At 43.9% G+C, this 12,511-nt stretch carries 10 protein-coding genes; 3 read left to right on the top strand and 7 right to left on the bottom strand.

The features are described 5' to 3' along the window. Window positions 1-256 precede the first annotated feature (256 nt). The 5 genes from Q4Q54_RS19290 to Q4Q54_RS19270 form a co-directional block, all read right to left on the bottom strand. Complete coding sequence (locus tag Q4Q54_RS19290) at window positions 257-1,000, bottom strand: cupin domain-containing protein (RefSeq protein ID WP_311989289.1); 744 nt, start codon at window positions 998-1,000, stop codon at window positions 257-259. Window positions 1,001-1,174: 174 nt separating this feature from the next. After that, window positions 1,175-2,290, bottom strand: coding sequence for a hypothetical protein (locus tag Q4Q54_RS19285; protein ID WP_311989288.1), 1,116 nt, complete (start codon window positions 2,288-2,290; stop codon window positions 1,175-1,177). Between the two features lie 127 nt (window positions 2,291-2,417). Then, window positions 2,418-3,554, bottom strand: coding sequence for a hypothetical protein (locus Q4Q54_RS19280; protein WP_259520256.1), 1,137 nt, complete (start codon window positions 3,552-3,554; stop codon window positions 2,418-2,420). 40 nt (window positions 3,555-3,594) lie between these two features. Then, a complete protein-coding gene (locus tag Q4Q54_RS19275) occupies window positions 3,595-3,963 on the bottom strand; it encodes a cytochrome c3 family protein (RefSeq protein ID WP_012089430.1) in 369 nt (122 codons plus the stop codon). 5 nt (window positions 3,964-3,968) lie between these two features. Further along, the gene (locus Q4Q54_RS19270) at window positions 3,969-5,489 is read right to left on the bottom strand and encodes a flavocytochrome c (RefSeq protein WP_219251615.1); all 1,521 of its coding nucleotides are present in this window, start codon (window positions 5,487-5,489) and stop codon (window positions 3,969-3,971) included. A 346-nt stretch (window positions 5,490-5,835) separates the two neighbouring features. Here Q4Q54_RS19270 and Q4Q54_RS19265 point away from each other — a divergent pair, with 346 nt between their 5' ends. Together Q4Q54_RS19265 and trmY are read left to right on the top strand one after the other, a co-directional pair. Further along, entirely contained in the window at window positions 5,836-6,603 is a 768-nt protein-coding gene (locus Q4Q54_RS19265; RefSeq protein WP_105252712.1) for a TetR/AcrR family transcriptional regulator, read from the top strand. A gap of 761 nt (window positions 6,604-7,364) precedes the next feature. Then, complete coding sequence (gene trmY, locus Q4Q54_RS19260; protein ID WP_311989287.1) at window positions 7,365-7,961, top strand: tRNA (pseudouridine(54)-N(1))-methyltransferase TrmY; 597 nt, start codon at window positions 7,365-7,367, stop codon at window positions 7,959-7,961. A gap of 218 nt (window positions 7,962-8,179) precedes the next feature. Here the strand turns inward: trmY and Q4Q54_RS19255 are convergent, their stop codons facing one another. After that, a complete protein-coding gene (locus Q4Q54_RS19255; RefSeq protein ID WP_311989286.1) occupies window positions 8,180-9,046 on the bottom strand; it encodes a LysR family transcriptional regulator in 867 nt (288 codons plus the stop codon). A gap of 118 nt (window positions 9,047-9,164) precedes the next feature. Here Q4Q54_RS19255 and Q4Q54_RS19250 point away from each other — a divergent pair, with 118 nt between their 5' ends. Continuing rightward, entirely contained in the window at window positions 9,165-10,271 is a 1,107-nt protein-coding gene (locus Q4Q54_RS19250; RefSeq protein WP_311989285.1) for an NADH:flavin oxidoreductase/NADH oxidase, read from the top strand. 438 nt (window positions 10,272-10,709) lie between these two features. On the opposite strand, the gene Q4Q54_RS19245 is transcribed toward Q4Q54_RS19250, so the two are convergent. Then, window positions 10,710-12,497 carry a DUF3413 domain-containing protein gene (locus tag Q4Q54_RS19245; protein WP_311989284.1) on the bottom strand — a complete coding sequence of 596 codons (1,788 nt, stop codon included), beginning with the start codon at window positions 12,495-12,497 and terminating at the stop codon, window positions 10,710-10,712. Window positions 12,498-12,511: the final 14 nt, after the last annotated feature.

The following is a 12,511-nucleotide window of genomic DNA, read 5'->3' as shown; positions in this document are numbered from 1 at the left end:
GGGGCGTTCATAATTTTGAACGCTATATATGGTGTTGATTATAAATAATTATTTTCCTTACTTTCTCAGAGGCTCAAAAAATAGGTGTGCTCGGATATACCAACTTCACTAGATCGATTTTGTGATCCTTTGATCTTTGCTTTATGCGCCAATGTTATATCTCCATTTTTACTTCGCAGGATGAGATCGTGGCGATATAAGCGGAGCAAAGAGGGCTAAACCACCTTCTTAGGAAGGTGGTTTATTTCAATTTAGCTTATTTTTTAAAGAATGCTTCGTTTGTACCGTATGGGCCTAGGTTAAGATCACGTTTACGAATGGCATCAACACGATCAAAGGCTTCTTCAGCCACTCTCAAGTTTTTCACATCTTTGCGCCAATAGTATTTAAAACCATCAAAATGAGCATTATTCGGATACCAGTAGAACACGCCTAAACCCTCTTTGTTTAAAATTGGCGTGTTGTGGATATGAGCCCCAGGTATGTAGAAGTATTGACCTTTAGCTAGGGTTTCGAATTTATTGTTTGCTAATGTTTTACTTGTGCCATTTACGACGTAATAACACTCAGGTTGGCCATGAAAGTGCGGCTCATGATCTGACTTGCCACCATTAGTAATACCGATAACAACTGGGCTGTCAGACAATTCTTTCCAAATATAGCCAACGGGAGAGTTTTTAGGGTCGCAGTTTTTTGCTTCTAGGACATTGCCATTATCATCCAAGGTTTTACAGAAACGTTGATCCGCGGCGATGCTATCGTTGGGTTTAATGGTATTAAAATCGATTTTGCCTGCTTCCCAATCAGCAATATAAGCTTCAATTTCTGGGTTTCGACATTGCTCAGGCATAGTATCTTGTGGGACATAAGGAGTACTGTCCGCTGGCACCGGGGTCATTTGTTGGTATGGAAGTTGTGCATGGTTACATTGTGGGCCTTGCGCCATAGCTGCCGTTGATGCCAATGCGGCGATTCCAAAAAGCATTTTTAATTTCATCATTATCTATCCTATTGTCTTAATTTTTAAAATGGCGGTATTGTGTTGGTATTATTGTTCTGTCACTAACAATAAAGAGATTGGTCTACCGCAAAGGTGAAATGGATCACGTCATGTTTTCAGTGGCAAACTTATTCGTGACTCTGCTCGCGAATAATCTTATCTGCGACCCTAGCATTAGAAATGGAATTGCAGACTGACTTGTGCATAGTTGGAGGCTCCCTGAGTTGTCCTTGGCTGGGATACTGTGGGCACAAGAGAAGTGATATTGTCTTGCATTTGATAACGACCTATTTCAGCGCCTAAAGTGAGTGATTGGGTTAAATTGGTGAATAAGTTAACCCCAAAATGACTGCGATCTGTTTGTTCTACTTTTGTGGATGTGTGCCCATAAAAGATACTTGAACGTGTGTGTTGGGTCCAAAAGTGCCTATAGGCGAACATGACGGATAAAGAATTTTCTAATTGCCCATCTGTGATATCTCTAGCTGCATCGGTTCCTACATAGCGCCCTAAATGACCATAGTGCAATTGAATACGAAGATCATCTTTCCCTATGGAATGTATTTTTGCCGCTATTGATGTACCACCACCCCATTGGGCTGTATCGGCGGAGTCTAAATATCTTAGTAAACCTGATATCGACACATTACCCCAGTCACCCGATTGGTTGTAACGAACGATCATGTCCGGCAGATAATCATGGTTGGTATCAATCCAAAGTGGTTCTGTTGACGTGAGTGCTGTGGCGAATTTAGTTTGTTGACTTGCTTGTTCTGGTGCTTGAGTTCCGTAGGTGTAGGGGTTTTCTAGGGCAAACTGCCAATGGGCTGTGTCATAACGTACCAGCGCTTGCCTGATCATGGCTTGACCAACTAATGGCCCGCCTAAATCGGCCGTTTCAGCAAAGGTGCTGGTATTGACTAAGGTGGACCAAGTTTGCCCAGCCGTTACGCCTTGGTAGGATATAAATGCGTGCCTTAGGCGGGGGCTGTAGGAATTGGAGATGATCGGATTCCCCTGCGCCGAGCCAACAAAGTCGATTTCAGCAAAGGCTTGAACTTCATTTGAGGTGATGGTCATATTTACGCGACTTTCTTGCGCACTGAATTGAGTACGTTTAGTGTTATCCGCGAAAGAACCTCCACCTGTCCAACTGTCTTGAAACTTCAGATTACCTTCAACATAACGTGCGTTTGCCTTAATAAATCCCCCCATTTGTAACTCTGTTCCATAGAGTGGTGAAAACGGAATAAAAAATAGGGATAAGGCGAGTAAAGTGTGTTGCTTCATGGTTGGCTAAATCACATTGAAAAATAAAAAATGCCCTAATAAATAGGGCATAAAAAGAACGGTCGATCAAAACGGCAGGAACGTCCTGATCGACTTGATTATTACAAACAAGAGTTAGAATAGAGAGTTAGAAATAATAGCCAAAGTTGATGTTAATGCGTTTATCCCAATCATTACCGACTTCCGGTAATCCAACATGGTCGTTATTGGCGGTAGAGAAGGTCATATTTTTACCCATAACAAAGTCGATCATTGTGTAGGTAGGGCCTGCAGAAATCGCCATACCAGTGACGTTTTGCATACTGTTATCGTAGCTATCATCATCAACATCTGGCGTCATTAAACCAAAGTCGTTGTAGAACTTAATGCTACCCCAATCTGTGTTTACGGTTTTGGCAATGTTGATGTTATAGGCTTGGCCCTTAGAGGCAATTTCATACTGCCAGCTCACTACTGACACGCCAATTTTATTGGAGTCGATAGCATCTGCAGCATCATATTCATATTGCATGGCTTGCATTTGTAAATTCCAGCCTTTGTAGCTGCTGTCTAAATGCAATGCTACTGCATAGCGATCGCCATTGTTGCCCGTCTCACTGTTGTAGATTTGGCCATACTGCACAGAGCCACCAAAGGTAGTCGAGCCGCCTTCGTATTCTGTTGTATAAGTTTGGCGCACGTTTAACTGGTTAGTTTCTTCATTGTGATACTCAGTGCCATTGATGGTACCGGTATACAAATCGGTCGAATAACGCTTATTCTCGGTCGCACCATATTCAGCATTTTTGTAAAAGGCTAAATCAGTATGCCAGCCATTTTTTTCGTAGGTGGCTTTAAGACCGATATCATGATCATCCTCAAAACCTAAGTAGTAAGGTAGACCAAACCACCAACTGTTAGAAATAAACTCGCGATTACCAAAGGGTACCTTGTTGATACCAAATTGCAGTTGCCAGTCTGGATCAATGTTGTAGTAACCATAACCGTACTTGATATAGTTAGTGCCTGAAGTAAAACGGTATTCTGCGGCTAAACCGAAGTTGCCTTTTTTACCATCAAATTTAATTGCGGCCATATCAAAATTAAAATCGCCGCCTTTGTCTTTTGAGGCTTTGTCATAATCTTTATAACCATAGTTAACACGCACTGCACCGCCAACGTTAATACCATCTTCTTGTTGTTCTGCAGCAAAAGCGGCTGAACTCGACATGGCCATTGCAGTTGCAACCATGGACAGCATAAACCGAGTGGATTGTTTCATCATCGTTACCTTTTATTTTAGTATTTGAATTTTAATAATTAATTTACATTTCTTTGAACCAAGTACGGTGGCATTCAGCACAAACTGGGGCCTTTTTTTCGTGTTCAGCGTGGCAGGCTAAGCAGCTTGCACCTTCGTTGTAGTGCAACGATTTGTGCGGATGAGCTTCTGGGATCGGTAGCTTTTTCTCGTCAACGGGGATACTGGTTATGTCACCGTGACATTCAACGCACGCAGCGTCGGTAGCATTTTGCTTACCTGAACCTTGGTGACAGCTTTTACAGCCTTCTTGATAGAGAGACTCATGATTTACTCGGCCTTGAGTGCTGCCTTTCATTTTGACCAGCTCTCCGGCGTTTACATTGCCAGCAAATACGAATCCAATAAGGAGTGTGAGTAGTAATTTATTCATAATATTTAAGCCTGCATGTCAGATTTGATGGTTTCAGATACGATAATTCCCATCGTCAAGCACTCTAGGCATGCCGTTGAACTTAAACGTGTTCCACCATGTGTACCACCGGTCGCTTCACCAACTGCATACAGTTTCTTAATTGTCGTTAACGATTGACTGTGCATAACACGGGCACCTAAATCGGTTTTTAATCCTCCCATGCAGTAATGCACTTTTGGCCAGATCCGCGAGACAATAAAGGGAGGTTTCAGCTGTACAGCCGTATCCATCATGCGGCCAAAGAGTGGATCAACACCTTTAGGTACTTGTTGGTTGTACTCAGTAACGGTTTGTTTTAACTCATTTAGTGGGATATTAAACTGCTTAGCTAATTGCTCTAGGCTATCGACTTTCCAGGCAATTTGGTCACGCACGGCACGGGTGACGCGTTCATCGCCAACATGGTCATCATGATTAAAAAACACGACAGGATAAGCGGGGGAACCATCTGCATTACGGTTTTTCATTATGGCGTCAGAGCAGGTTTTTCTGTCGGCACGTTCATTCATAAACCGTTTACCATCAAGAACATTGACGGAAATGCCCTTATGGAAACCAATCGACAGTAACGCATTTGACCAACCGAAGCCGCCTTCATCAGGCGAACCCCAGTGGCCAGTTTGAATAAAGCTCATATGTATAGGCAGTGCACCGTGTGCCATGGCTGTAAGAGTGACTTCTCCAGTCGCTCCTAGCGCATTGGTGCAATCAAGTGTCTTATCAAGCGATGGATCAACCAGCTCACGCAGTTTTAAATTTCGAGAAAAACCACCGTGGGCAAGGATAACGGCCTTGTTAGCTTTGATATAGATTGTTTTGCCGGTTTTGAGATCGGGGAAACGATAATTTTGGCGAACTTTGAGGCCGATAATTTCCTGACCATCCATTATGAAATCTTCAACATAGTGTTGAAGACGATATTCAACTCCTTCTTTTTTACCCACTTCATAAAGTTTAGTGGTGATATCGCCGCCTACACCGTGTTGGGTACGAATCGCTCGTGCTTTATTATGTCCACCCACTTGCTGGTTAAATCCTTCGCGAAACTTTACCCCTGCATTAATACACAGGTCATAGGCATCCAGTGCGCGATTAGCCATTTGGCGCAACATGTCAGTATTTTGCATACCGCGGCCAGAAATGATCTGATCTTTAACCAGTTCCTCTGGCGAATCATCTTGAATGCCTTGGGCTAATTGGATTGGGTTTTTGGGAATGGCTAGCCAACCGCCATTAATCGCAGAGTTACCGCCAATGACTTGCATTTTCTCCAGTACAAGTACGGAACCAAGACCTTGGCGTTTAGAATTGAGTGAAGCAGATAAACCCGCGAAACCTGAACCCACGACGATAACATCGCGTGTTTCATCCCATTTTATGTTTGATGCGCACTCGTTAGCTGATGCTGCACTTGGCAGTGCGGCTGCAATACCGCCAATAGCTGCACCTGCACCCAGTTTTAAAAAGTTTCTTCTATTATGCATGTTGTTCACCCTCTACTTCAGTATGCAAGCAAGATAGAGGCTATGGGGCAGGCTAAAGGTGAACTAAGTCACGGCTTTTTTGGAGTGGCAAACTTATTCGTGAGTTATGTCTAGAATAATCTTTTTTGAAAATGAATGTTTTTTGCAACAAAAATGTAAGTGAAGGGATTTTAATCTATGAAAAAAACTTGTTGTTGCAATGTATGCTTGAGGTAACTCACAAAGAACATAAATAAAATGCTCACTTGCGTGAGCTTTATCCCGATTAGTCATCCTTACCCTATAACAGGCATAAGTTAACAACGCATAATTCACGCTTACTTAGCGTTTTATTTGGGTTTAGTGCATGAAATGTCCTTCTGACACACTATCTATTTTAAGGTGCAATCAAATACTGGATGCAGCTGAGCTGTTGATTGAGTCGCAAGGCATCGTCTCTTTTAAGTTTTCTCAACTGGCCAAAGAAGTCGGTTGTTCTACTGGCACCTTGTACAAATTTTTTGAACGTAAGGAAGACGTTTTAGTTTGTCTGTTCCTAAGAAGTGCAACCTCTAATCACTTGCCAATTTTTATTAATAAAAATCCTGAATTAACGGCTAAAGAACGAGTATTGTTGCCAATTCTATTTACCTTTGAAACGATAAAACGCAGCAAAAGCTTTGCAACATTACGTTCTGTTTCTGTTAATACCATGGTATGGCAACTTGCTAGTGATGAAAAAGTCGAACGCTTTAAAAAGCGCATTAATGCGTTCTGGGGCTGGTTTACTGACTCGCTCAATCTAGCAGTAGAAAAAGGGGAATTAGAGGCGACACCATTACAGGTAAAGGAGTTAGTACAGGGCATCACCTTTTATTTAACCGGGGCGTTAACTCAATTTGAGAGCCAGCTTATCGCGCCAGAATACCTTTCTAATCGTCGCGAAACCTGTTACCGACATTTGGCTAAATTGATGGGGCAATATAAGTGGAAAATGCCCTTAACCCCAGAATTATATGATTCTTTAGAGGCCAGAACGATTAAGTTCTTCGACCAACATTATCGTGATCATATGAGTTGCGCTGCATGTAGTGCGCTGTCTTGTACAAATGGTGTTGGGGGTAACGGTGATTGAAATCAACAAAGCTCTGTTTCAGTAGGTTTTATACTTGTGCCCAAATTCAACTCAGAAGAATGGTTTCTTTTACGGATAATTTATCAAACTAGTGTGTTGCGGCTCTTCATAGCAATCTAATTTTTGATCAAACTTTATTATGCTTCTAGATAAAGTCGGAGCGACGTTGGCCTGAATAAAGTCATCAGGCTAGGTATGCCTGCAAATAATTCGTTCACTGTTCATATTTTCAGCATGAAATATTCGTTTAAAAAAATAGATTAGATTTGCTTGTGCTAAAAATAGTGCAAATTGTACGGTCAAATACAGTGTAAGCTATTGAATGCACAGGCTGCACATTTCGCATTTGCATGTAAATGCACATAAATTATTAGGGTAATTAAAACGTGCAAAATTACATGATTTATGTTTAAATTTAGCAGGTTATGATTAAACGGTTCACTGTCATGGGGTGTCAGGGGTCGGAGGTTCGAATCCTCTCATACCGACCAAATTAAATACTTAATTGTTAGTCTGTTTTAATTATTAAGATAAGTGACAGTTAAGTAAAAACAAAACCCCGTGGTAGCATTGCTATACGGGGTTTTGTTTTTTATATCTTTTTTGTGGTCATGAGGACTAACGATAATCGTTTAAGCTCGAGTGGTCGACTTCATGGGTACCGCTAAGACAAAAATCCTCAACGTGAAATGACACGTTAAACACCGATATTTGCATTCGCCATTTAGCATTTAAGACATTATTGAGTAGGACATTTACCTATGCGCGCGTTTGTTTTAAGAGCAAGATCAGCACCTACTGACAGTCAGTTGTTTTTGGCTTCTGTCGGCCAAGAGGCGCACACCGAGATTTTGGCTCATACCCTAATGAACACTATCTTTGTGGCTCAGTCCCATCGAAACGATGTTGTCGTTTATCTAGTGTTAGAAAGTACCCATGATTTTTCCCGCACTATTTGCTTTGATACCCGAAATATTTGCCATATTGGCGGTTTTCACGAACAAGCTTTGCTGACGAAAATTGCCAAGGCCTTAGATATTTCTCGGGGCATGACGAAAGAGCAAACTCGCGCTGTGGATGAGGGCATTACTGTGAGCACCATCAGTTTTGAAAAGCTGGTGCAGGACCTCGCGGTGGATTATCAATTGTTTATGATGGATAAGAAGGGCACTTCTATCCGTGAGCAGGAGTTTGTGGGGAATCCGTGCTTTTTGCTGACCGATCATATTCCTATGCCGAAGAAAAGTTTTAATACCTTGAAACGACTTGGTGCGCAAAAGATCAGCCTTGGGCCTAAGATGCTGTTTGCTTCCCAGTGCGTGGTATTGATCCATAATGAATTGGATATCAATCAGTAGCCGCTGAGCCTGATGTCTCGCCGCTAACTATGACGACTCTTGTGTTACAGCTCGTGTAAAGCCCCATTTTAAAATGGGGCTTTTTTGTTTTTTAGCTACAGGTAACACCTTGGCATCGCGTTTTTAATGAGTTGCTTTAAATTGCGACAGTGAAAGTGACACTGGCTTGGGTTTTATAAGGACTTTATCCGTACAAGGAGGAGAGTAATAAAAGGCTTTTATATCTTCCCCTTTAAAAACGCGATCGCTTTTTGGGCTCTGCGTGACAAGGGCCATTCCGCGCGGTGGATAAGCCAAATGGTGTCTACAACTTGGCTGCCACATTCCACAACATAGATATCTTGTTGTCGTTCAAAGGCTTTGCGGGCGTATTGCGGTATAACTGTAAATCCTAGTCCTTTCGCGACAGGTTCGAGGATCAGGCTGATTTGGTTGGTAAATCCCCTACAGGGAATGTCTTGAATACCGGGATTACTTGGATATTTTCGGCTAAGTAACCGGGTTGCCATGGCCTCGCCATCGGGATGGGAGATAAACCCTAGCCGTTGTAAATCAACCCATTCATTTTGTTTGTGGCACGCAGGTACGACGAGCTCAAGCGGCTCTTCGGTGAAATGCGTACTGTGAATGCGAGGATCGGAAGGTTTTAAGGTCACCATGCCGATTTCATGTTCATTGGCTAATACCGAGGCGACTATTTCACAGTCAGGGGCAAAACGGTGGCGAATGTTTAATGCCGGAAAGGCTTGTTGAAGTTCGATTAACAGCGGAAAGAGTGTTAAACCAATGCTTCCCGGAGTGATAAGGCTAATGTCGCCGACCTCAGCATCATCATGGATCAGTTTCTGCTGTAAGCGTTTTTGCGCGCATTCGACGTCTTTAACGTAGGTCAGCAGGTTTTCGCCAATCGGAGTGATTTCAAGTTGACGGGGGCGGCGTAAAAACAGTGTGCCGTATTCCTCTTCTAAACGACTGATATGTTGGCTCACGGCCGCTTGGGTGATACCAATGGCTTCGGCGGTTCGGGTGAAGTTACCTTTCTCGACCAGAACAGCAAAGGTGTGTAACCACTGTGGATTTATCATAAGCAAACTTTATCAACTCTATAATCTGTACATGCTTTTAATTATGACACGATAAGGCTAGTCTGTCGTCATTCAGTATTCCATTCCTTTTTGATTCTATTTGACACAGGAAACACCCATGGCCGATCTATTTTCATCCTTCAAACTTAAAGATATTACCCTCAAAAATCGCATTGCCGTTGCGCCCATGTGCCAATATCAAGCCACGGACGGACTCATCAACGACTGGCATCAGGTGCATTACTCTAGCCTTGCCCGTGGCGGAGCGGGTCTTGTTGTGGTTGAAGCCACTGCGGTTTCTCCTGAAGGACGTATTACCCCAAAATGCCTCGGACTGTGGAATGAAGAGCAAGCCCAAGGCCTAGCTAAGGTAGCCAGCGCGATTAAAAATGCCGGCGCAGTGGCGGGGATTCAAATTGGTCATGCGGGCCGTAAAGCGAGTGCCAATATCCCGTGGGAAGGTGATGATCATATTCCCAATGGTGAAGGACAAGGCTGGCGACCAATTGCGCCGTCTGCTGTTGCTTTCGGTGCAAACTTAGCTAAAGTACCAACTGCTATGACGATTGAGGACATTGAGCGCATTAAAGCAGACTTTGTGGCGGCGGCAAAACGGGCCTTAGCCGCAGGATTTGAATGGTTAGAGCTGCATTTCGCCCACGGTTATTTAGCCCAAAGTTTCTTCTCAACCTATGCCAATGAACGCACCGACCAATATGGTGGTAATGCCGAAGGGCGTGGACGTTTTTTGTTAGAAACCATTGCCGCAGTCAGAGACGTTTGGCCACAGCATTTACCCTTAACGGCGCGATTTGGTGTGATTGAATTCGACCATAAAGATGAAGAAACGCTAACTGAATCAATCGCCTTGGTGATGCAATTTAAACAAGCTGGGCTCGATATGTTAAACGTCAGCATTTGTTTCTCGACCCCAACGGCAAATATTCCATGGAGCCCGGCATTCTTGGCGCCTATTGCTGCGCGGGTTCGCCAAGAAGTAGGTTTCCCTGTTGCGACGTCGTGGGGCATGGATAATCCACACCATGCCAATGCGGCTATTGAAGATGAACAAATGGATTTAGTGATGATAGGTAAAGCCTTTTTAGCGAATCCACATTGGCCATATCAAGCGGCGCAAACCTTAAAGATAGCGCGCCCATCTTGGGTATTACCCGCATCTTACGCCCATTGGTTAGAGCGTTACGCCACGGTTAAAGCCGATTGATTTTGAGCTGACGTGATTGCGAGCTGACATGATTGTGAACTGGCTGCATTGCGAGTTAACTTGAGAGTGAGCTGAGTTAGTTATCGTACTGGCTTGATTTTGTACAAGGTAAAGCAGGCCTCAAGATTCAGCACAAGTCTTAAAAGCCGTTATCCATGGATAGCGGCTTTTTGCTTTGTGAATACACCATATTTAGGTTGCAGGCACCGCGCGGCTGTAGCTTATATCAGACTCAGACTCAGACTCAGACTCAGACTCAGACTCAGACTTAGACTTAGATACTGTACTCTGATATTAATCTCTTATAGTGAGCTTTGAGCTGGGATTAGTGCGGTATTGAGAACTAGACTCTGACTTTTAGGCACTCATCCTGCCGTGTAGGGAATAAAAAAGCCCCAATCCGCAGGGAGTGGGGCTTCTTCAAGCAGAGGATGAAGATTAGTGATTATAGAAACGTCGACCTTCGCGCATCACTTCAATCAACTCAGGCGCACTCATTTTCTTATTGAGCCTATGTTCATAGTTTTCATCGTAAATACGGTATTTGCCGTGGCGGTCAATCACTGTCACTTCCGCTTCTTGATAGATTGCAAAAATACGGCTATCACCTATGTAGATCCACGTTTCTTTACTCGGTTGCAATAAGCTGCGGCCAGCGCTGTAATCTGTGGTGTTATTGGTGCAGCCGAGCACGTGGGTCATCAAAGTCGGCGCTATGCCGTAATGGCTGGTGCGGTATTTGACCTTAGACGCGCCCGTATTAGGCCAGTGGATCACTAAGGGCACTTTGACACTCTGTGGTGACAGGTTGCGATTCGCTTCGTCACTGTTACTGGTGAACATCTTGCCATTTACCCCAGTGATAATCACTAAAGTGTCGTTGGGCACATTGGCCAGCATTGCCTTAAGTTGTTGATCGACAAAATACAGTGATTGGCGATATTGATTAAACAGTACCTTTTGCGCTGGCATAAGGTCGGGATTGGCTTTCACGGTTTCAATGCCAAGGAAACCCACAGGAGTATCGAAATTTTCCGGCGCTTTTAAATTAACGAGCGCAAACCAAGGTTTATTTTGGATGCTGTGCCACTCGTTAAAACTGGCCACTGTGTGCAAGTCGGCATCGGCGCTGCCATTGGTTTCTTTAGCTATCACAGGATTGAAGTCATTAAACATTGCCTGTGACGAACGCAAATTAAGATTGGTTTCTGGCAGGAACAATCCCAGTTCATAACCCGCTTGCTGGAAGCTTCGGGTCATTAGCGGACTGGTGCTATTAAAAATTCGCGCATCGCCATAACTGCCTTGCAGGCCGTAGAGTAGCGAAAACATGCCGGTTCTAAATTGATTGCCGCCGCTGAAATGCTGGGTAAAAGACTGGTTACTTTCAGTGTATTGCTGCAAGAATGGCATGCTTTTGCCATCGACCATATCGGCACGCAAACTATCGATGGTGATCATCAACACATTGATTTTAGTGTCAACTTGGCAGGTCAGTGGTTGCTCTGGATAATTGAGTACACTGGTATTGTGATTGACATCGTCACCTTGTGACGAGCCATCAATACCGTGACTTTCCATAAAGGAGCGCGCTGTCGCAGGGTATGATAAAGGATAAGTATCATCGAAACGGGTAATTTCAGTGATGTCGGCGGCATCGGCCCAAATGTGGATCAAGTGGCTGCTGACAAAACAGATACCCACTAAGGTGATGACTTTATTGCCTAAATTCAGCTTCTGGATCTTCTCTATTCGCTTCCACAAAAAGTTCGCTGCCGTAAGCTCAATAGCAATAATGGCGAGTGGCGTGACGATATAGGAAGTACCGTGGAGCAGGGCATTGAGATCCGCCCAGGCCAAATCGAAGGCGAAGGGGCTCAAGTGCATGCCGTAATCGGCGTAAACAATAGTATCGTACAATAAGATACAGAGACTTAGGGTCGCAATCACCGCCGCGACGCCTCTTAATATCTTCGAATAAGGCAATATCAAGGTCAGTGGGAACAGGCAGATCAAATAGGCGATAAAGGCGAGAAAGCTAAACTGACCAATAGTGCTGACGCTTAGATAAACCCAGCCATACCAAGTTTCTGGATAACCCACGCTGCCAAGATATCGGCTGCCGACTATCATGGCTAATAGGCCATTGAAGAAGGCGAACCAATGTCCCCAGTTGATGAGCCGGGAAACCCGATCGCGGCTCATTTGCTTTTTTCGCTCGACCATAGTGATCCGCTTAT

This window comes from Shewanella sp. SP2S2-4 (assembly GCF_031932025.1).
Lineage (GTDB): Bacteria > Pseudomonadota > Gammaproteobacteria > Enterobacterales > Shewanellaceae > Shewanella > Shewanella baltica.
This window is presented reverse-complemented; position numbering and strand designations above follow the sequence as displayed.

Bases quoted from the DNA above. Each gene is read 5' to 3' on its own strand.
- Q4Q54_RS19265 (WP_105252712.1), top strand. From the start codon at position 5,836: ATGAAATGTCCTTCTGACACACTATCTATTTTAAGGTGCAATCAAATA.
- Q4Q54_RS19275 (WP_012089430.1), bottom strand. From the start codon at position 3,963: ATGAATAAATTACTACTCACACTCCTTATTGGATTCGTATTTGCTGGC.
- Q4Q54_RS19270 (WP_219251615.1), bottom strand. From the start codon at position 5,489: ATGCATAATAGAAGAAACTTTTTAAAACTGGGTGCAGGTGCAGCTATT.
- Q4Q54_RS19285 (WP_311989288.1), bottom strand. From the start codon at position 2,290: ATGAAGCAACACACTTTACTCGCCTTATCCCTATTTTTTATTCCGTTT.
- Q4Q54_RS19280 (WP_259520256.1), bottom strand. From the start codon at position 3,554: ATGATGAAACAATCCACTCGGTTTATGCTGTCCATGGTTGCAACTGCA.
- Q4Q54_RS19245 (WP_311989284.1), bottom strand. From the start codon at position 12,497: ATGGTCGAGCGAAAAAAGCAAATGAGCCGCGATCGGGTTTCCCGGCTC.
- Q4Q54_RS19250 (WP_311989285.1), top strand. From the start codon at position 9,165: ATGGCCGATCTATTTTCATCCTTCAAACTTAAAGATATTACCCTCAAA.
- Q4Q54_RS19255 (WP_311989286.1), bottom strand. From the start codon at position 9,046: ATGATAAATCCACAGTGGTTACACACCTTTGCTGTTCTGGTCGAGAAA.
- Q4Q54_RS19290 (WP_311989289.1), bottom strand. From the start codon at position 1,000: ATGATGAAATTAAAAATGCTTTTTGGAATCGCCGCATTGGCATCAACG.
- trmY (WP_311989287.1), top strand. From the start codon at position 7,365: ATGCGCGCGTTTGTTTTAAGAGCAAGATCAGCACCTACTGACAGTCAG.